Genomic DNA, 20,357 nt, shown 5'->3' with positions numbered 1-20,357 from the left:
CTATAAAAACTTAATTTTATAAAAAATCATAAAACTTTAAAACTTAATTATTAAAATTATAAAAAATAATTCAAAATTAAAATAAATAATTCTGGAAATAAAAAAATGTTTAAAGGAAACATTGTTGCGCTTATTACACCTATGGATAACAAAGGAAAAATTTGTTATAAAAGTTTAGAAAAAATTATAAAATACCATATAAAAAATAAAACTAAAGCTATCGTCTCTGTAGGCACTACAGGTGAATCATCTACTTTAAACAAATCTGAACATTTTGAAGTAGTACTACAAACATTAAAATTGTCAAATAATAAAATACCTATTATAGCAGGAACAGGTGCTAATTCTACAGAAGAAGCAATAACTTTAACAAAAAAATTTGAAAAAATTGGAATATCTGCTTGTTTAAGTGTTACCCCTTATTATAATAAACCTACACAAAAAGGGTTATATCAACATTTTAAAAAAATCTCTGAAAATACAGATCTACCTCAAATTTTATATAATGTTCCATCAAGAACAGGATGCGATTTACTTCCAAAAACAATTTCTCTACTTTCTAAATTTAATAACATAATTGGAATAAAAGAAGCTAGTGGAAATTTATCTAGAATAAATATGATAAAACGTCTAGTTGAAAAAAAATTTATTATTTTAGGTGGAGATGATATTACTGCTATTGATTGTATGCAATTAGGCGGAGATGGAATCATTTCAGTAACTTCTAATATAGCTGCTAAAGAAATGTCTAACATTTGTTCATTATCATTAAATAAAAAATTTTTAGAAGCACGTAAAATCAATGAAAAAATTATTGATTTCCATAAATTTTTATTTATCGAACCTAATCCAATTCCAGTAAAATGGATTTTAAAAAAATTTGGATTAATAAAAAGCTCTCAATTAAGATTACCTTTGACTAAACTATCTAATTCTTCTAAAAATATTTTATTGAAAAAACTAAAAAATAATAAATTTTTTTTAAAAAATATAAAATGTTTATAAAATATTTAATTAAACACAGAATCAAGGATGAAAATCTGTGTTTTATAAATAATTTCTACTATTTATTAATAAAAATGTTTTTTAATGTTAATTCATAAATTTTTTGTAAATTTTTTAAATCATTTATATTTGCGCATTCATTTACTTTATGAATGGTAGAATTAATAAGGCCAAACTCTAAAATTTCACAATCCATTTTATTAACAAATCTTCCATCAGAAGTTCCTCCTGAAGTAGAAGTAGAAGATTTTAAATTTACTACTTGTTTTATTGATTTTTTTAAAATTGACAAAAATTTTTTTTTTTTTGTTAAAAATGGATGTCCTGAAAAAAACCAATAAATAGAATTTTTTAATTTATGCTTTAACAATAAAAATTTAATTTTTTTTTTTATTACTTGTAATGTAATTTCTGTATTAAACCGAATATTTAAATTTACTTGTAAAGATCCTGGAACTACATTACTACAATTTTTTTCTCCAGAATGAATCCCAGATATTTGTAAACTACTTTTAGAAAAAAAAAAATTTCCATTGTCCCATTTTAAGTTAATCAAATCATTTAAAAAAGGAATACTTTTATGAATAGGATTTTCTAAAAGTTTCGGATAAGCAATATGTCCCTGTATTCCATAAATTTTAATTTGAATATTTAAAGAGCCTCTTCGACCATTTTTTATAGTATCTCCTAATTTTTTTTTATTAGTAGGTTCTCCTATTAAACAATATTTTATGATTTCATTTTTTCTTAATAAATATTCTATAACTTTTTTAGTTCCATCTAAAGCTTTAGATTCTTCATCTGAAGTAATTAAAAAAGATATCTTTCCTAAATAATTAGGATATTTTTTAACAAAATTTTCTACAGCAATAACCATTGCAGCTATCGACCCTTTCATATCAGAAATTCCTCTTCCATAAAGAATATTGTTTTCTATAGTAGGTTTAAAAGGGTTAAATTTCCATTGATTAAGATTTCCAGGTGGAACAACATCAGTATGACCTAAAAATACAAAATTATCTCCATAACCCTTATAAGCCCATAAATTATTTGTATTATTAAAAATAAAATTTTTTATTATAAATCCAATTTTTTTTAAACGAAGAGAAATAATGTCCTGACAACCTAAATCTAAGGGACTAATTGAAGGGATAGATACTAATTTTTTTGCTAACTTTACAACTTTATAATCCATAATTGTTATCTCAAATTCATATTATATCAAATGTTTATCTCAAATGTAAAATTGATAGTAAAATCTTAAATAATTATAAAAAATTTTTAAAAAGATAAATATTTATTAAAAATAAATATTTATCTTTTCAAATTTAAAATAATATTTTTTTAAAAACTTTAAAAAGTATATAATTTTTTAATAAATTCTATTATTATTTTATAATATGTATAAAAAAATATTAAAAATTTATTTTTTAAGTATATTGTTTTTTTTTATTAATGCTAAAGATTTTTTTAAAATGTTTTCTAAAGTAAAACCATATCGAATAAATAAATCTTTTGCTGGAGCAGATTCTCCAAACGTATTCATTCCAATTATTTTACCTTGTAATCCAACATATTTATACCAAAAATCAGATGTACTAGCTTCAATAGCTACACGATTTTTTATCTTTGATGGTAAAATTTTTTCTTTATAAGATTTATTTTGACTATCAAACACATCTGTAGAAGGCATAGAAACTACTCTAGTAAAATATCCCATATTACTCATTTTTTGTGCTACTAAAAAAGCTAATTTTAATTCTGAACCAGTAGCAATAAATATTATATCTAAAGTTTTATTATTTACAAAATCTTTTAAAATATAAGCTCCCAAAGCAATATCTTTATATCTTCTTTTAAATTTAGAAAAACAACATAAATCTTGTCTAGATAAAACTAATGCAGTAGGACCATTTTTTTTTTCTAAAGCATATTTCCAAGAAACTGCTGTTTCTAAAGCATCTGCTGGTCTCCATACACTTAAATTCGGAGTTAATCTCAAAGTAGAAATTTGTTCTACAGGTTGATGTGTAGGTCCATCTTCCCCTAATCCTATAGAATCATGAGTATATATAAAAATATGTCGAATTTTCATTAAAGAGGCCATGCGAACTGCATTTCTTGAATATTCTGAAAAAATTAAAAAAGTTGCTGTAAAAGGAATAAATCCTTTATATTGAGAAATTCCATTCGCAATTGCTGTCATACCAAACTCTCGAACTCCATAATGTATATAATTTCCTGAAGAATATTTATGAATAGGTTTTGACCCAGACCATTGAGTTAAATTACTAGGAGCTAAATCTGCAGATCCTCCAAACAATTCAGGAAAAATAGGAGAAATAAATTCTAATATATCTTGAGAAATTTTTCTAGTAGAATAATTTTCATGAGATTTATTAAAAAATTTAATTAATTTTTCAAATTTTAATTTCCAATCTAATGGAAAATTTCCTTTTATTCTTCTAATATATTCTTTAGATAAATAAGGATATTTTAAGCAATAATCAGAGAACTTTTTATTCCATTTTTTTTCTAATATTTTCCCCTTTTTTGTAAAATCCCATAATTTATAAACATGTTTAGGAATTTCAAATTTGTCATACTTCCAATTTAATTTTTTTTTAGTTAAAAGAATTTCATTTTCTCCTAAAGGAGCTCCATGAGATTGTTCAGTTCCAGATTTATTAGGAGATCCAAAGCCAATAATAGTTCTACAAATTATAATAGAAGGTTTATCTAAAACAGATTGACATTTTTTTATTGCTTTTGAAATACTATTAATATTATGCCCATCAACTTCTGAAATAACATGCCAATTATACGCTTTAAATCTTTTTTCAGTATTATCAGAAAACCAATTTTTAGTTTTTCCATCAATAGAAATATCATTTTTATCATAAAAAACAATTAGTTTTCCTAATTTCCAAGTACCTGCTAATGAACAACATTCATGAGAAATACCTTCCATTAAACATCCATCTCCAACAAAAACATATGTATAATGATCAACTATCTTAAAATTTGGTCTATTAAAATATGAACCAAAAGTTTTTTCAGATAAAGCCATTCCAACACCTACAGCCAAACCTTGACCTAAAGGTCCTGTTGTAGTTTCTACACCTGGAGTATGACTATATTCTGGATGACCTGGAGTTTTTGAGTTTAATTGTCTAAAATTCTTTAAATCTAAAATTGAAACATCATAACCAGTTAAATGTAATAAACTATATAATAATATAGAAGCATGTCCATTTGATAAAATAAATCTATCTCTATTTGCCCAAAATGGATTTTTTGGATTATGTTTTAAAAATTTTCTCCATAAAACTGAAGCAATATCAGCCATTCCCATAGGAGCTCCAGGATGACCTGAATTTGCCTTTTGCACAGAATCCATACTTAAAGCTCTTAAAGCATTTGATAAATCTTTATTTTTATCAATCATTTTTTTTCCAGTTTTAATATTATAAATTTTTATAAATTTTATTTAATTTTTTATTTTATTATATTTTTTTTGATATTATACTTTCTAAAATTAATTGATCAGAATTAAAATTTTTAATTCCTTCAGATAATTTTTCTACAGCCATTAAATCTTCATTATGAAACCAACGAAAATCTGATTCTGTTAAGATATTGTTTAAATTTTTTAATTTTTTTTTAGGTATTAATAATTTTTTTGAAATAGGTTTATAACAATTTTTTAATTGATTTAATAAATTAGGAGAAATTGTTAATCGATCACAACCAGACAATTCTAAAATTTGTTCAACATTTCTAAAACTCGCTCCCATAATTATTGTTTTATAATCATATTTTTTATAATAATCAAAAATTTTTTTGACAGATTCTACTCCAGGATCTTTTCCTAATTTATATTTAAAAGTAGGATTTTTAGTTACATACCAATCAAATATTCTTCCTACAAAAGGAGATATTAAAAATACATTAGCTTCAGCACATGCTTGAGCTTGAGCAAAAGAAAATAACAATGTCATATTACAATTAATATTATCTTTTTTTAATTCTTTTGCAGCTTGAATACATTCCCATGTAGAAGCTAACTTAATTAATACTCTAGATCTACTAATTCCTTTTTCTTCATATAACGAAATTAACTCATAAGCTTTTTTAATGCATTCATCTTTATTAAAAGATAATCTTGCATCTACTTCACTCGAAATAAAACCATCAATAACTTTTAATATTTTAATTCCAATTTCTACTATAATTTTGTCAATACAAGTTTTTATTCTAGAATTTAAGAACTTACATTTTTTTTTACTATATAAAATAGCATTTTGGACTAAAGATTCATACTTCTTAGATTGAACTACTTGTAAAATTAAAGAAGGATTTGTAGTTGCATCTTCAGGAGAATATTTCCTAATAAAATCAATATCTCCACTATCAACTACAACTTTAGTATATTTTTTTAATTGCTCTAATTGATTAACTTTGATATTATTCATAATAAAATTATCTCTATTGTTGTAATATTTATTTATATAATTATATTATAATTCAAAATTTTAATATTTTATAAAATATTAATTTTAAAATTTTTTTAATATTAAAGATGCATTTGTTCCTCCAAATCCAAAATTATTGATCATTGCAATATTAATACTAACATCTTTTTTTTTTTGTATAAGATTTATATTTTTTGAAAATTTATCTAATTTTACAATATTTTGATTTGGAGCTACAAAATTATTTTGAAACATTAAAATTGTATTTATAATTGCATGTACACCAGAAGCACCTAAAGAATGACCAGTAATAGATTTCGTAGAAGAAATCAATATTTTTTTTAAATCACGTTTTTTAAAAATTTTTAAAATAGCTTTTAATTCATTTAAATCACCAATTTTAGTAGATGTTCCATGAGTATTTATATAATCTATTTTATGTTTATGATAAAATATTTGTTTAAGAGCATTTTTCATGCATCTTAATACACCTTTTTTTGAAGGAAAAAACATACTATGTCCATCTGACGAAGTACCATATCCAATAATTTCAGCATAAATTCTTGCGTTTCTTGAAAGTGCATGATTCATCTCTTCTAAAACTAAAATACCACTTCCTGAAGAAATTACAAAACCATCACGATTTATATCATAAGGTCTAGAAGATTCTTTAGGGGAAAAATTAAATTTTTTTGATAATACTCCTAAAATATCAAAAAAACAAGCTAAATTAACATTTAATTCTTCTGATCCTCCGGAAAAAATTATATTTTGTTTTCCAGAACGTATTAATTCATAAGCATGACCAATACAATGAGAAGAAGTTGCACATGCTGAACTCATAGAATATGTTGTTCCATAAATTTTAAAAATAGTTGATAAACAAGCAGAAATATTAGAAGGCATAGTTTTAAATAATAAATATGGATCTAATTTAATTTTTTTAAAGTTTTTAGATTGAATAATATTATCTTTGGAATTAAAAAATAATTTTTCAAAATTTAAATATCCACATCCAGATCCTACAATTACGCCTATATTAGAATTTTTTTTATATTGAAAATTTTTTAAAAAAGCATCTTGTATAGCTTCCATCATAGAAATATATGCATAAAAACTAGAAAAATTCATATATTTTAACATTTTTAAATCATGAAATAATTTTTTTGAAAAATTATTTTTTATAGGAGCCCAAACATTACTTTTTAATCCAAAATTTTTCATTTCTTTAGAAAAAGAAATACCTGAAATACTATTTTTTAAAGATTTTTCAACTTCTAATTTATTATTTCCAATGCTAGAAATAATGCCTAAACCAGTAATAACTACTCTTTTCACAAAATTTCTCTTTAAATTTTATATATTTTAAAAAATTTTATTATTTTAGAAAATTTTATAAATTACAAATATTTTAAAAAATTTAATTTTTAAAATTAAAAAATCAATTTTGAACTTATTAAAGATTAAAAAAAAGTTAAATATGAAAACAGGAACTCTATATATTATAGCTACTCCTATCGGTAATATTAAAGATATTACTTATCGAGCTATTAAAATTTTAAAAAAAATAGATTTTATTCTCGCAGAAAATTGTTTTAATACATTAAAAATTTTAAAAAAGTTTAAAATTAAAAAAAAAATGATTTCTTTTCATGAACATAATGAAAAAAAAAAATTATCATCTATCATTTTAAAATTAAAAAATAATTATAAAATAGCTTTAATTTCAAATGCAGGAACCCCCCTTATTAATGATCCTGGCTTTAATTTAGTTAAAAAATGCCATAAAAAAAAAATAAAAGTTGTTCCAATTCCAGGGGCATGCGCTGCAATTACTGCGCTATGTTCTTCGGGAATTTCTTCAAATAAATTTTTATATGTAGGATTTTTGCCATTAAAAAAAAAAAAATGTATAAAAACATTAAAAAAACTATCAATTCAAAAATTTACTCTTATTATTTACGAGTCTAAATATCGAATTATAAATAATTTAAAAAGAATTTCAAAAATTTTTGAAAAAAATAGAAAAATTACTATTGCTAGAGAACTAACAAAATATTGGGAAAATATTTATCAAACAAAAGTAGGAAATTTAATAAAAATAATTAAAAAAAAAAAAATAATTTTTAAAGGAGAATTTGTTATAATCATCGAAAAATATAAAAAAAAGTTAAAATCTTTTTTTAAATTTAAAAAAATTTCTAAAAAAAAAAAAATAATTTTAAAAATTTTAAAAAAAAAGCTGTCTTGCTCAAAAGCTGCATATATAGCATCGAAAATTTTTTTAAAAAAAAAAAAATTTTTCTATAAATATTTTATGAAATTAAAAAAATGACAAAACAAAAAAAATAATATATCATTGATAATGAAGTTGGCTAAACAGTCGCTCTTTGTATATAAATTTTATTATATATAAAATTATAGTAAAAATAAAATAAAAGAGAGGAAAGTCCGGGCTCCATAGGACAAAGTGCCAGATAACATCTGGGAATATTGTTATAATTTAAATAATAATAATTAATAAATTTTTTATAACAATATTACGAATTAGTGCCTCAGAAAAAAAACCGCTTATTATTTAATATTATTTGAAAAAAATAAATAAATAAATAATTAGTAAGGGTGAAAAGGTACGGTAAGAGCGTACCGTATAATTGGTAACAATTATAGCTTGGTAAACTCCACTTGGAGCAAGGTCAAATATAGGTTTATTTAAAACATGGTCCATGATTAAACCAGGGTAGACCGCTAGAACTAAATAGTGATATTTAGTCCAGATAAATGACTGTATAATTACAGAACCCGGCTTATTTCGCCAACTTCATAAAAAACTATATATAAAATATAATAATTTTTTATTAAAAAAAATTTTATTTATAAATATTAAATTTAAATTAAAGACCCGAAATATTTGCAGATTTAACCAAAATAGAACCAGATAAAATTTCATTTTTAAAATTTGTATCATTACTCATACATATTATGTTTTTATAAATTTTTTTTAAATTTCCAGAAACAGTTATTTCACTAATAGGATATTTAATTTTAGAATTTTCAACCCAAAACCCTGAAGCTCCTCTAGAATAGTTTCCAGTATTAATATCTACACCCTGACCCATTAATTCATTAATAATTACTCCAGTTTTCATTTTTTTTAATAAATCTTTAAAAAAAAATTTTTGATTTAAAGTATTAGAAAAAATCCAATTATAAATTTCACCAGAATTTCCTGTATTTTTTAAATTTAATCTGTTTGAAGAATAATTATCTAATAACCAAGTTTTTAAAATACCATTTTTAATAATATATTTAGGTTTAGAAAAAATACCTTCATTATCAAATAAACGAGATCCTAACCCTCCTAAAAGTTGAGAATTTTCAAAAATGTTTAACCAACTAGGAAATATCTTTTTATTCAAAAAATTTAATAAAAAAGTAGATTTTTTATAAACATTCACTCCTTGAATAGCATAAAATAAATGTTTAAACAAACTGTTTGAAATTTCTTTAGAAAAAATTACTGGTATTTTTTGACTAATAATTTTTTTAGAATTTAATTTTTTTAAAACCATTTTAGAGCATTTTTCTCCAATTTTTTTAGGTTTATCTAAAGTATTAAAATTTCTAGATAATGTATAATTAAAATTACTTTTAACAGAACTTTTATTTTTTGCTAACACAGAAATTGACAAAAAATATATACTAGTTTTATAAGATTTTATTATATTATAAGTATTTCCAAAAACAAAAATACTATTACTACTATAAAAATTACTACCTTCACTATTAAAAATTTTATGATCAAAATTTATTGAATAATTTTCAGTTAAAATAGTTAATTTTAAAATTTCTTTTAAAGTATACATTATGGGATAAAATGTTTTTAAATCTACATAATCTGAAAAAAAATATTTTTTTTTAGGAACTATTAAATATTTATCTAAATATGTTTGTTCAGAAATTTCAATAGCAGTAAAAATTGTTTTTTTTATAGAACTCCATTTTAAATTATTAGAAGAAGCAGAACCTTTTCTATTATTTTTATACACTATTATAGATATATATATATCATCATTTAATTCTAATGTTTCTAACTTCCCAGTTCTTATTAAAAAGTTATGACCAATACTCTTTTTAATTGAAACTTCTGCATAATCAACTTTATTTTTTAAAAATTTTAAAGATTTTACTACAATTGTTTTTAATAAATCTTCATATTTTAAAAACTTTTTTATATTTAACATAAAATATTGTCTCAACAAAAGTTTATAATAAAAATTACTATTAAAAATACTAAAAAATTTTTTAATAATAAACAAATTTATTTTACATATTATATAATAAAATTATATTTTATTATATCATCATCAATTTTAGTTCTTACAAAAAATTAAAATTTAATCAAAAAAACATCTATTAAAATAAATACTATATTATAATAATAAAAAATAAAAATAATTTTTTAAATTCAAAATTTAGAGAAATCAAAAATGAATCTTAAAAATAAATTTTACAAAAATTTTTATGTAAAAATTGAAATATCAGCTAATTCAGATCCTATAAAATACGAAATACACAAAAATAATTTAATTGTAGATAGATTTATTCCTACATCTATGCATTATCCATGTAATTATGGTTATATTAAAAAAACTCTTTCTTTAGATAAAGATCCTTTGGATGCTCTGGTTATTACTCCTTATCCTTTAGCTCCATTATCTATTATAAAATGTAGAACAATTGGGATTTTGAATATGGAAGATGAATCTGGGATAGATTTTAAAATTTTATGTGTTCCTCACAAAAGTATTTCAGAAGAATATAACTTTATAAAAAACATTTCAGATATATCAGAAATTGTATTAAAAAAAATTACTCATTTTTTCAAATATTATAAAAATTTAGAAAATAATAAATGGTCTAAAGTAAAAAATTGGGGAAATAAAAAAAAATCACAAAAAATAATAGAAAATTCTTATAAAAAATATTTAAAAAAAAAAAAAAATTAAATATAAAATTATTATAATATAAATTGTACTTGTTATATTTACATATAAAAATATATTAAGAAATTTTAAAAATTAATTTATTAAAAAAATTAACTTTTACCAATAATTATTAACACTGGATAATTAAATTTTATGTCTAAAATTTGTCAACTTACAAAAAAAAAATCAATGTTTGGAAACAAAAGATCTCATGCTTTAAATTCTTCTAAAAGACGTTTTTACCCTAATATAAAAAAAAAAAAATTTTGGTCATTTGATAAAAAAAGATTTGTAAAATTAAAAATTTCAAACAAAGGAACCCGAATTATTAATAAAAAAGGTATAGATACAATATTAAAAAATATATAATAATTTTAATAAAAAAACTTAATTTTGGATGATAATAAATATGGCAAAAAGTTCTAGATTAACCATTAAACTTATTTCTAGTGCAAAAACAGGTCATTATTATACTACGACTAAAAATAAAAGAAATAATTCTAAAAAATTAATTTTAAAAAAATATGATCCAATAATTAGAAAAAGAGTATTATATAAAGAATATAAAATAAAATAAAAAAATTTTTATAAAATAAAAAAACTTTATAAATATAGTATAAAAATTTTTTATACTATATTTAAAAACTCTAAAACTTTAAAAATTAAAAATTTATATCATTTTCTTATATCAAAAAAAATTTAAATATAAAAAAATTTTTAAAAATTTTTATTTTAAAATATCAAAAATTAAATAATAATATTTATTTAAAAAAATTTTTATAAAATTAATAATAAAAAAAATTGAATGATTTAAAATATATAACATTATAATAATATTAAGTGAAAAACCAATTGTTATAAAAGAAATTTGAGGAATAAACTTATTTAAAAAACCTAACAATAAATTTAATAAAATAAAAATAATTACAAAAGGTAAAATTAAATTAATGCTATAAAAAAAATTAATTTTAAAAAATTTCAAAAATATAAAAATAAAATTTTTTAAAATAATTTTATTTAATAATGGAAAATAAAAAAAACTATTCATTAAAATAAATAAACCTATTATATGACCATTCATAAATAAAAAAACTAACAATAATAATAAGTTAAAAAATTTAGACAAAATTGGTTGAAACAAATGATTGTTTAAATTAATAGAATTTGCAAATGATAAACCTATTTGTGAACTTAAAACTTCTCCCATAAAACTAGAAATTGATAAAATACAAAAAAAATGAAATCCAATAATAGATCCAATTAATATTTGATTAAATAATATTAAAATAAATTTTTCATCTAACAATGAAATATATGGATTATATGTAAAAGGCACTATTAAACCACTCAATATTAATGCATAAATTATTTTACTAGTTAAACTAAATAATTTATCATTAAAAATTGGTATAAAAAACATTGAAGTAAATATTCGTAAAAAAACTAATATAAAACAAGATATTTGAGATAAAAAATTTAAATTGTTAAAAATTTCCATCATAATTTATAAATAAAAAATTAATTAAGACCTAAAATAATAATGTTAGTAAGAATATCTTGCATATAATTTACTAAAATTTGTATCATCCAAGAACCTAAAAAAAATAAAATAAAAATTAATGAAATAATTTTAGGAAAAAATGATAAATTTTGCTCATTAATTTGAGTAACAGTCTGAAAAATACTAATTATTAAACCAATAAACAAAATTGATAATAATAAAGGAGAAGATAAAATTAAAAAAATTTTACTAGAATTAAAAAATAAAATTGATACTGGCTCAATGTCCATTTTATCCTGTCTAAAAATTAATTATTTAAATTTTTTGTATTTTTTTATCAATAATAAAAACTTTTTATTAAAGAATTTATTAATAATTTCCAACCATCTGATAAAACAAAAATCATAATTTTAAATGGTAAAGAAATTGTAGATGGAGGAATCATCATCATTCCTAAAGACATTAAAATACTTGCTACAATTAAATCTATAATTAAAAAAGGAACAAATATAGTAAAACCTATTTTAAATGCAGTAGTTAATTCACTTGTTATAAATGAAGGAATTAATACCATTAAAGGAACATCATTAAAATTTTTACTATTATTTACATGAGCAAATTTAGAAAATAACATTAAATCTGATTTTCTAGTTTGTGAAAACATAAATTTTTTTAATGGAATAATTCCTTCCTGCAAAGCATCACTAAAAACAATTTCTTTTTTTATATATGGAACATATGAATTTTTATATATCGTATTTAAAGTAGGATTCATTACAAAAAATGTTAAAAATAAAGATAATCCTATTAATACCTGATTAGGAGGAGAGTAAGGAGTACCTAATGCATTTCTTAATAGACTAAAAACAATTATTATTCTTGTAAAAGCTGTTGTCATTAAAATAATGATAGGAATAAAAGTTAATAATAATGTGAATATTAAGGTTGGAATAGAAATAGATAAATTGTTATTATTCGATAAAAAATTGCTTATAGATGAAAATATTTCATTATTTTTTGATGGTAATAATTCTTGAGAATAAGAAAAATGACTAAAAAAAAAAAAAAAAATTATTAAAAGACGATTCATGTCTATTATTCCACTGTAAAATATTTTTATTAATTTTATATAATAATTATTCTAAATTTTTTTGTTTCTTTGAAAACTTATGCAAGCATACAATATTTTTGGAAGAAACACCAAGAACTAATGTGACATTTTTAATATCTATAACAAAAATATTATTTTTTTTATCAAGACATATTTGAGATTTCATTTTAATCATTGTATTTCTTTTCATAAAAATAAAAAATTTAATTTGTATAAATGCTAATACTACCATAAAAAAAATGATAATTAATTTAAAATAATTTAAATTTATATAATTTATTATTATCTTAAAATAATGATGCATATTTTCCATGTTAAAAAATTTCATATTTAAATTATTTGTATTTAAAAAATCAAATTTTTTTGAAAAAATACTCATTTATTTTTCCTAAAAATATTATAAAATTTATTTTTTTTTAAAAGAATTTTTTATTAAATTTAATATCTTTACTCCATATCTATTTTTTTTAAATATTATCTTTCCTTTTGCTACTAAACAATTATTAACAAAAATACTTAATAAATCTTTTGATTTTTTACTAAAAAAAATTATAGATCCTTTTGATAATTTTAAAAGCTCTTTAATAGTAATATTTGCATAACCTAATTTTATTATTATGTTCATAGATAAATTAGAAATAAACTTTAAATCTTTAAATTTAAAATTTTTATTCTTTTTAAAATTTTTATACTTTTTTTCTAATTTTATATTATCTTTATAAACATCTTTTTTATTTTTATTATAAATACTTATTTTTTTCATTATTATACTCTATATTCAATTTTTAATTTATAAAAAATTTATTTAATTTTTAAAAATTAAAAATTTTTATTTTAATAATATTTTATTAAAATAATAAAAATAAAATGTATTATTTTTTAAACATTGAACATTCTTAATATTATTAATTTTATTTTTAAATCTTATATTTTTTTTAATTTCTAAAATATAAATAAAGAAATATGACATATTTTATTTATTTTTTTTAATAAAAATAATGCAATTAGTTTATTAAATTTTAACTAATTTAATTTTTTTAATAAATTGTATAACTAATATTTTAATCAATAAAAACTTTTTAAAAATTATTTATAAAAAATAGTTTTAAAATAAATACATAATACAATTATAACAATATATTCTGCTAATTATTAATTAATAATATATTAAAAAATAAAAAAATTTAATAAAAAATTATTAAAAAATTTATTTTTAAAATATTTTATATAATTTTAAATTTTAAACAATATTTGTACAAATTAGTATTTATTGTTAAAAAAAATTTTTAAAATTTTATAAATTTTATATTTCTATTTTTATAAATTTTTTTAAAATATAATTATAATTCATATGAATTTTATTATTAAAAAATATAATTTTATAAATTATTATAAATATACATCAATTTTTTATAAAAATTTATAATAAACATATTAATTTTAGTTGATTTTTTAAAAAATATTTATTTAATATTTTTTAAGTTTTTATAAAAAAATTATTTTTTATTAATATTTTTATTAATTACTAAATTACTAATTAATTAATTACTAATTAATTAATTAGTAATTAATTAATTAATAAAAAATATTTAATAAAATTATTTATATTTTTTTATAAAAAAAATAAAAAATAATTTAATTTTTTAAAAATAATTTTATACTTTTGTTAATAAAAAAAATAATAAAAAATTATTTAATATCAGTTAATAAATAAATAACAATATTTAATAAAATTACTATTTATATCAAAAAAAAATTTTTATATTTTTTGTGTTAAATTTTAATATATAATTTATATATAAACTTATTTAAATAAAAAAATATTTGTAAACTATTTTAAAAACATTCTAAATAAAATAATATCATTTATAAATTTTAAACTATAAAAATATTTTTTATCATTTAAATTAAAATATATAAAAAAAGATATTTAATATATTAAAATTATAAAATTTTTAAATTTTATAAAACTTAAATTAATTATTTAATATTAAAATTATTTTTTACTATTAAAATTTTTATTTATTAAAATATATTTAATACTATCTACAACTTTTAATCTAGCTCGTTGAATATCCTCTTCATAAAAACGAATATTTTTATAAGACATGCTATTATATTTTATTAATTCTAAAGGATTCATATGAATCAAAATTTTATTTTGTAAATTTTTATTAATATTTGATAAAGCAACATAAATATCTAAAATAGTATTTGAACGTATTAATAATTTTATATCTTTTTTTTTAAAAGCAAAAATATTATAAAAATTTAATATATTTTTTTGAATTTTATAAAAAATTGTATGATCTTTTTTACTGATTTTAGATAAAGATTTTTTTTTTAAATCATTATTAAAAAGATATAAAATTTCTGATACTGCTTTATGACCAGGAGATTTAAAGAAATTTTTTCTTTTTTCTAAATTTTTTAATAATTCAATTAAAATTTTACCAAATTTTAAAAAATTTTTTTTTTTTAATACAGAAAAATTAGAAATTCTAAGTAAAACTTCATCCATAAAACTTTTTTTCATCATTAATAAAACTTGATATGAAATTTCTCGTTTTAAAAAATATAAAATCATAGATACAATTTTAGCATCTTCATGTTTTAATAATTTATAAACTTTTTTATATTTCATCCTGTTTAATTTACAAATACTTTTTTTAATTTTAATTTGCAATAAAACATTTTTTAAATCTTTTTTTACATTTTTTTTAATATTAGACTTGTCACAAATAATTTTTAAACTTTCTCGATTAAAATTTACTATCTTATTAACTTTTTTAAGATCTTTTTTATAATTTAAAAATACTTTTAATATTTCCTTAAAAGAAACTTTATTAATTTTTAAAATTTCTTTAAATAAAACAAACTTTTCTTTAGAAGAAAAATTTTTTAATACCTTAACAAAACATTTAGATTTTAATGAAATTAATAAAATAGCACTTTTTTTTACTCCATATTTAGATATCATGATTTATTTATCCAATGTTTAATAATTCTAGATATTACTTTAGGTTCATTATTTGAAATGTTTAAAATATATTTTGTAAATTTTTTTTTGTTTTTTAATAATTTAGATAATTTTTTAGAATATTTTTTTTTTATTTTTAATTTCTCAGAATATTTTTTTTGAGCTTCATCATATAATCTTAAAGAATTTAGATAATCCAATTGTTTATTTTGCTCTAATTGCAAATTAAAACTTGGAAATTTCTTTTTAAATAATAAAAAGAAAATAATTAAAAAAAATATTTCCGCAAAAAATGAAGTTAAAAACTTATAAAAATAATTTTTTTTAAGAATTTTTAGTTGTGTATTTAAAAAATTATCATATGAAAAAAATTGTAATTTTTTAGATGTATCTAAATTTACACAGTTATAATTAAATTTTTTAAATGAATTATTATATTTTAAAATATTTTTTTTAATTATTTCTGTTTTTTTTAAATCATTGAAAAAAAAAGGATAATATTTTTTATAATCATTAATATTTTTAAAAAAATTTAAGAATGTAATAAAAGATATAGAATGTTTATTTTTTAAAACTTTAACATTGCAATAATAAACTTTAGAATTTAAAAAAATATTAAAAATTTTAAGACGTTCAGTATTATTTTCTAAATAAGAAAAAAAATTCTTATGTGATAAAATAATTTTTTTTAGATCCCAATAATTGTATACTTTTAAATCACGTTTATATGCTGGAAATTTATTAGAATTATATTGATCAAAATTTAAAGCACAAAAACTTTTAATATTTTTATATTGAAACGCGTGAAATACACAATAATTAATCATGTTATTATTTTTTAAAGAAAAATAACTATGTAAAGCTTTTTTGCTTTTTTTATGCATTAAAAAATTTTTATTTAATAAATTTCCGAATTGATCTATTATGGATATTTTATTTAAAGACAAACCAGATACACTATTAGAGACAAAATACAAAATTGAATTTATTAAATTGTCTTTATTAAAAAATCTTGTATAATTAACATCTAAAAATATAGCAGCAGAAACAACATTATTATTATCTATTCCAGTATTTTCTAAAATATAATTTTTAGGAAAAGCAATATGTATTCTTGCTTGATTAATAGAATATAATTTTTTTATGGTATTTGAAAGCTCTCCTTCTAAAGATCTTTGAAAATTTATTTTTTCAACAAATGAACTCACTCCAAATTTTTCTTCATCTAAAAGTTTAAATCCAGGTAACTCTTCATTTGAAAAAATATTTTTTTGAGAAAATTCTTGACTTAAAGTTTCAAATTCATTTTTTTTTACTAAAATAGTATTAAAAAAGTTATCAGATTTATAAGAAATATTTAAATTTGTTAATTTATTTTTAATATTTTCAAAATCTTTATATGGTAAATTATTATACAATATTTTATATTCTGGCTTTTTATAGTTAAAATTTTCTATATGATAAAAAATTGTTAATGAAATAAATAAAGAAAATATAACTAAATAAAAAAGGTTTTTAGTTAAATAAGAAAAAAAATTTGTTATGTAATATTTATAATTTTTTAAAAAAAAATCTTTTGAAGTATTTATTTTCATAAATAAAAATCCTAAAATTAAACTCTTAAAATTATGTAGTAAAAATATAATTATATAAAAAATTTTTTATAATAAAAAATAAAAATTAATATAAAAAATTAAAAATTAAATTATAAATTAAAAAAAATAATATAAAATAAATAAAATACATTATTAAAAAAATAAAAAAATTTTTTATAAAAAAAGTTATAATAAAAAATTAAAAAGATTTTAAAATAAAACTTTTTAAGCTTAATTGTTTATATGCTCTTTTTAATTAATTTTAATATATATATTATTATATTAATATAAAAAATTATACGAAATTTTTAAATAATTAAACATTTTTTAATTAATTATTGTCAAACATTATAATGAATTATAATGCTATTGAAAGGTAAAATAAAATTATGCAAATTAAGTATATAAAATTTTTAAAAAATTTAAATATAAATAACAATTTTCTTATAAAAAATAATAATATAACTATAAATACAAAAAATTTTTTAAAAAAAAAATTTTTTAATTGTCTCAAATTAAACATTTTAACAAATAAAAATGATTTTTATTATTATATATCTTCTGAATTAAAAAAAATCATAAATCTTCAAAAAATCGCAAAAAACCAAGAGAAAAAAATTTTTAATGAAAAAAATAAAATTTATTCATTAAAATATAAAAATCTTAAAAATATACAAAAATTTAATTTAAAAATACAAATGTACAAAAATATTGGAGAAAAAATTATTTCTAGTTATCAACAAATTATGAATATACAAATTTAAAAATATAATTTTAAAAAAATATAAAAATTTTTATTAAAATTTTACATATTATATATTAATACTATTTAATTTATTTAAAAATTATTTATATTTAATACTTTCAAATATTCAATATTTAAACTATTTTTTTAGATAATTTTTTAAAATTTTTTAAAATATTTTTTAATGTATTTTTTATTTTTAATAAAGTTTGTTTCTTCCCATAAAGATATAAAATTTTGTTAATATCAGGGGAAGAAATTTTGCCAAATAAAGAAATTCTTAAAAGAATTCCAATATCTGAAAAATTTATTTTTAAATGAATAACTAAATTTTTTAAAATTTTAGAAATTTTTTGAATTTTCCAAATCTTTAAAAACTTTAATTTTTGATATAAAATTTTTAATATGTTAAATGAACGAATAGTAAAAACAAAATTAAATTTTTTTAAATTTATTTTACTATTTAAAAAATATAAATAATATTTGTATAAATCTTTTAAAGTATTGCAATGCATAGAAAAAAATTTTATAAATTTTTTTAAATTAGGTTTTTTAATAATTTTAATATTTTTTTTTAATAAAAAAATTTTTAAATATTTTTTAATTTTTTTTGTAGATAATAAATTCATATAATATTTATTAAACCATAAAATTTTTTTTTGATCAAAAATACTAGGAGAAATATTAATATCACTTAATTTAAATAATTTTTTAACTTCATTAATAGTAAAAATTTCTTGATTTTTATACGACCAACCTAATCTGACTACATAATTTAAAATAGCCTCAGGAAAATAGCCTTGTTTTCTATAATATGAAATATCATTTAAATTATTTCGTTTAGAAAGTTTTTTTTTTTCTTTATTTAAAATCATAGATAAATGAACATATTTTGGTATTTTAGCTCCTAAAGATTTTAAAATATTAATTTGTCTTGGTGTATTATTAATATGATCTTCACCTCTAATAACATGTGTTATTTTAGAATCCATATCATCTACTACAACACATAAATTATATGTTGGAAAACCATTTGATCTTTGTAAAATTAAATCATCTAATTCTGAATTTTTAAAAATAATTTTTCCTCTAACTTCATCATAAAATGATATATTTCCATAATTTGGATTTTTAAATCTAACTACATATTTTTTTTTTATATTATTATTAGAAATATTTTGTTTTAAATCCCTACATTTTCTATCATATTTAGGCTTTTCTTTTAATAATATTTGATGTTTTTTAAGCTTTTTTAATCTTTCAGGAGAACAATAACATTTATAAGCTAAATTTAATTTAATCATTTTTTTAACAATTTTTTTATAACGTATCAATCTATCACTTTGAAATATTGGATCTTGATGCCAATTAATTCCCAACCATTTTAAATCATATAAAATATTTTTTACAAATTTAAAACTTGATCTTTTAAAATCAGAATCTTCTATTCTTAATATAAAATTTCCATTCTTTTTTATAGAATACAACCATGAATATAATGCTGTACGTAAACTTCCAAGATGCAAATTTCCAGTAGGGCTAGGAGCAAATCTTGTAATTACAAACATAATAAAAAGTTCCTTAATTATTTTTTTAACTAAAAAAAAATTAAAATAATATAAAATTTTAAAATTTATAATTTTATAAATAATAAAATTAAAATAATAATTAATATTATCAAAAAAAATATAAAAATTAAATACTTTAGATTATTATAAAAATTTTATTAAATTTTTATATTTAAATTTTACAAATATAATGAAAAAATATATAAAAATATTATTAATTACTTTTTTTAATTTTAGTAAAAACACTTTTAAAAAAAATAATAAATATTAAATTTTAAAAATATATAAAAAATTTAAAACATTTTTATAATAAACTTAACAATATTTTTTAAAATTTTTTTTTAATTTTTTTAATTTGTAAAAATTCCAAAAAATAAAAAAAATTTTTA

19 protein-coding genes and 1 other RNA gene are annotated in these 20,357 nt (G+C 17.5%); 7 read left to right on the top strand and 13 right to left on the bottom strand.

Translation table 11 applies throughout. From position 1 onward, the window contains the following. Positions 1-105: 105 nt before the first annotated feature. The gene (gene dapA, locus AACL42_RS01670; protein WP_340147418.1) at positions 106-1,005 is read left to right on the top strand and encodes a 4-hydroxy-tetrahydrodipicolinate synthase; all 900 of its coding nucleotides are present in this window, start codon (positions 106-108) and stop codon (positions 1,003-1,005) included. Between the two features lie 58 nt (positions 1,006-1,063). Here the strand turns inward: dapA and dapE are convergent, their stop codons facing one another. From dapE to AACL42_RS01650, 4 genes are all read right to left on the bottom strand, one after another. Continuing rightward, positions 1,064-2,200, bottom strand: coding sequence for a succinyl-diaminopimelate desuccinylase (gene dapE / locus AACL42_RS01665; RefSeq protein WP_340147417.1), 1,137 nt, complete (start codon positions 2,198-2,200; stop codon positions 1,064-1,066). Between the two features lie 228 nt (positions 2,201-2,428). Continuing rightward, a complete protein-coding gene (gene tkt / locus AACL42_RS01660) occupies positions 2,429-4,450 on the bottom strand; it encodes a transketolase (protein WP_340147699.1) in 2,022 nt (673 codons plus the stop codon). Between the two features lie 61 nt (positions 4,451-4,511). Next, the gene (gene tal / locus AACL42_RS01655) at positions 4,512-5,480 is read right to left on the bottom strand and encodes a transaldolase (RefSeq protein ID WP_340147416.1); all 969 of its coding nucleotides are present in this window, start codon (positions 5,478-5,480) and stop codon (positions 4,512-4,514) included. Between the two features lie 84 nt (positions 5,481-5,564). Continuing rightward, positions 5,565-6,818, bottom strand: coding sequence for a beta-ketoacyl synthase N-terminal-like domain-containing protein (locus AACL42_RS01650; protein WP_340147415.1), 1,254 nt, complete (start codon positions 6,816-6,818; stop codon positions 5,565-5,567). A 142-nt stretch (positions 6,819-6,960) separates the two neighbouring features. Between AACL42_RS01650 and rsmI the strand changes: the two genes are divergently transcribed. Both rsmI and rnpB read left to right on the top strand, forming a co-directional pair. Then, complete coding sequence (gene rsmI / locus AACL42_RS01645) at positions 6,961-7,815, top strand: 16S rRNA (cytidine(1402)-2'-O)-methyltransferase (RefSeq protein WP_340147414.1); 855 nt, start codon at positions 6,961-6,963, stop codon at positions 7,813-7,815. Positions 7,816-7,847: 32 nt separating this feature from the next. Next, positions 7,848-8,307: RNase P RNA component class A (rnpB, locus tag AACL42_RS01640), an RNA gene on the top strand. A gap of 67 nt (positions 8,308-8,374) precedes the next feature. On the opposite strand, the gene AACL42_RS01635 is transcribed toward rnpB, so the two are convergent. Next, positions 8,375-9,724, bottom strand: a complete 1,350-nt coding sequence (locus tag AACL42_RS01635) for a metallopeptidase TldD-related protein (protein ID WP_340147413.1) — start codon at positions 9,722-9,724, stop codon at positions 8,375-8,377. 246 nt (positions 9,725-9,970) lie between these two features. On the opposite strand from AACL42_RS01635, the gene ppa reads away from it, so the two are divergent. The 3 genes from ppa to rpmG all read left to right on the top strand — a co-directional run bounded on the left by ppa (position 9,971) and on the right by rpmG (position 11,045). Continuing rightward, positions 9,971-10,489, top strand: a complete 519-nt coding sequence (ppa, locus tag AACL42_RS01630; protein ID WP_340147412.1) for an inorganic diphosphatase — start codon at positions 9,971-9,973, stop codon at positions 10,487-10,489. A 132-nt stretch (positions 10,490-10,621) separates the two neighbouring features. Then, complete coding sequence (gene rpmB, locus AACL42_RS01625; RefSeq protein ID WP_340147411.1) at positions 10,622-10,837, top strand: 50S ribosomal protein L28; 216 nt, start codon at positions 10,622-10,624, stop codon at positions 10,835-10,837. A gap of 40 nt (positions 10,838-10,877) precedes the next feature. Continuing rightward, complete coding sequence (gene rpmG, locus AACL42_RS01620) at positions 10,878-11,045, top strand: 50S ribosomal protein L33 (RefSeq protein WP_340147698.1); 168 nt, start codon at positions 10,878-10,880, stop codon at positions 11,043-11,045. A 150-nt stretch (positions 11,046-11,195) separates the two neighbouring features. Here rpmG and AACL42_RS01615 read toward each other — a convergent pair whose 3' ends face one another. The 7 genes from AACL42_RS01615 to AACL42_RS01585 all read right to left on the bottom strand — a co-directional run bounded on the left by AACL42_RS01615 (position 11,196) and on the right by AACL42_RS01585 (position 17,655). Further along, the gene (locus tag AACL42_RS01615; RefSeq protein WP_340147410.1) at positions 11,196-11,969 is read right to left on the bottom strand and encodes a flagellar biosynthetic protein FliR; all 774 of its coding nucleotides are present in this window, start codon (positions 11,967-11,969) and stop codon (positions 11,196-11,198) included. A gap of 17 nt (positions 11,970-11,986) precedes the next feature. Continuing rightward, the gene (locus AACL42_RS01610; RefSeq protein ID WP_340147409.1) at positions 11,987-12,259 is read right to left on the bottom strand and encodes a flagellar biosynthetic protein FliQ; all 273 of its coding nucleotides are present in this window, start codon (positions 12,257-12,259) and stop codon (positions 11,987-11,989) included. Positions 12,260-12,306: 47 nt separating this feature from the next. Beyond that, positions 12,307-13,059, bottom strand: a complete 753-nt coding sequence (fliP, locus tag AACL42_RS01605) for a flagellar type III secretion system pore protein FliP (protein ID WP_340147408.1) — start codon at positions 13,057-13,059, stop codon at positions 12,307-12,309. Between the two features lie 46 nt (positions 13,060-13,105). Next, the gene (locus tag AACL42_RS01600) at positions 13,106-13,459 is read right to left on the bottom strand and encodes a flagellar biosynthetic protein FliO (RefSeq protein WP_340147407.1); all 354 of its coding nucleotides are present in this window, start codon (positions 13,457-13,459) and stop codon (positions 13,106-13,108) included. Positions 13,460-13,486: 27 nt separating this feature from the next. Beyond that, positions 13,487-13,843 (bottom strand): FliM/FliN family flagellar motor switch protein, encoded by a 357-nt coding sequence (locus AACL42_RS01595; RefSeq protein WP_340147406.1) that lies wholly within the window; start codon positions 13,841-13,843, stop codon positions 13,487-13,489. Between the two features lie 1,233 nt (positions 13,844-15,076). After that, positions 15,077-16,060, bottom strand: coding sequence for a FliG C-terminal domain-containing protein (locus tag AACL42_RS01590; protein WP_340147405.1), 984 nt, complete (start codon positions 16,058-16,060; stop codon positions 15,077-15,079). Beyond that, entirely contained in the window at positions 16,057-17,655 is a 1,599-nt protein-coding gene (locus AACL42_RS01585) for a hypothetical protein (protein WP_340147404.1), read from the bottom strand. The genes AACL42_RS01590 and AACL42_RS01585 overlap by 4 nt, the downstream gene beginning before the upstream one ends. 389 nt (positions 17,656-18,044) lie before the next feature. Between AACL42_RS01585 and AACL42_RS01580 the strand changes: the two genes are divergently transcribed. Continuing rightward, positions 18,045-18,419 (top strand): flagellar hook-basal body complex protein FliE, encoded by a 375-nt coding sequence (locus AACL42_RS01580; RefSeq protein ID WP_340147403.1) that lies wholly within the window; start codon positions 18,045-18,047, stop codon positions 18,417-18,419. Between the two features lie 115 nt (positions 18,420-18,534). Here AACL42_RS01580 and gltX read toward each other — a convergent pair whose 3' ends face one another. After that, on the bottom strand, positions 18,535-19,968 hold the full coding sequence (gltX, locus tag AACL42_RS01575) for a glutamate--tRNA ligase (protein WP_340147402.1): 1,434 nt from the start codon (positions 19,966-19,968) through the stop codon (positions 18,535-18,537). Between the last annotated feature and the right edge of the window lie 389 nt (positions 19,969-20,357).

Origin of the sequence: Buchnera aphidicola (Drepanosiphum platanoidis) (genome assembly GCF_964020165.1) — a bacterium.
In the GTDB taxonomy this organism is placed as follows: domain Bacteria; phylum Pseudomonadota; class Gammaproteobacteria; order Enterobacterales; family Enterobacteriaceae; genus Buchnera_J; species Buchnera_J aphidicola_BL.
Note: the sequence above shows the minus strand (reverse complement) of the source record. Positions and strands in the feature narration are given on the sequence as shown.

Coding starts and splice junctions, on each gene's coding strand:
- ppa (WP_340147412.1), top strand. CDS start 9,971: ATGAATCTTAAAAATAAATTTTACAAAAATTTTTATGTAAAAATTGAA.
- AACL42_RS01580 (WP_340147403.1), top strand. CDS start 18,045: ATGCAAATTAAGTATATAAAATTTTTAAAAAATTTAAATATAAATAAC.
- AACL42_RS01615 (WP_340147410.1), bottom strand. CDS start 11,969: ATGATGGAAATTTTTAACAATTTAAATTTTTTATCTCAAATATCTTGT.
- gltX (WP_340147402.1), bottom strand. CDS start 19,968: ATGTTTGTAATTACAAGATTTGCTCCTAGCCCTACTGGAAATTTGCAT.
- dapA (WP_340147418.1), top strand. CDS start 106: ATGTTTAAAGGAAACATTGTTGCGCTTATTACACCTATGGATAACAAA.
- AACL42_RS01590 (WP_340147405.1), bottom strand. CDS start 16,060: ATGATATCTAAATATGGAGTAAAAAAAAGTGCTATTTTATTAATTTCA.
- tal (WP_340147416.1), bottom strand. CDS start 5,480: ATGAATAATATCAAAGTTAATCAATTAGAGCAATTAAAAAAATATACT.
- fliP (WP_340147408.1), bottom strand. CDS start 13,059: ATGAATCGTCTTTTAATAATTTTTTTTTTTTTTTTTAGTCATTTTTCT.
- rsmI (WP_340147414.1), top strand. CDS start 6,961: ATGAAAACAGGAACTCTATATATTATAGCTACTCCTATCGGTAATATT.
- AACL42_RS01600 (WP_340147407.1), bottom strand. CDS start 13,459: ATGAGTATTTTTTCAAAAAAATTTGATTTTTTAAATACAAATAATTTA.
- AACL42_RS01595 (WP_340147406.1), bottom strand. CDS start 13,843: ATGAAAAAAATAAGTATTTATAATAAAAATAAAAAAGATGTTTATAAA.
- AACL42_RS01635 (WP_340147413.1), bottom strand. CDS start 9,724: ATGTTAAATATAAAAAAGTTTTTAAAATATGAAGATTTATTAAAAACA.
- rpmG (WP_340147698.1), top strand. CDS start 10,878: ATGGCAAAAAGTTCTAGATTAACCATTAAACTTATTTCTAGTGCAAAA.
- dapE (WP_340147417.1), bottom strand. CDS start 2,200: ATGGATTATAAAGTTGTAAAGTTAGCAAAAAAATTAGTATCTATCCCT.
- AACL42_RS01585 (WP_340147404.1), bottom strand. CDS start 17,655: ATGAAAATAAATACTTCAAAAGATTTTTTTTTAAAAAATTATAAATAT.
- rpmB (WP_340147411.1), top strand. CDS start 10,622: ATGTCTAAAATTTGTCAACTTACAAAAAAAAAATCAATGTTTGGAAAC.
- AACL42_RS01610 (WP_340147409.1), bottom strand. CDS start 12,259: ATGGACATTGAGCCAGTATCAATTTTATTTTTTAATTCTAGTAAAATT.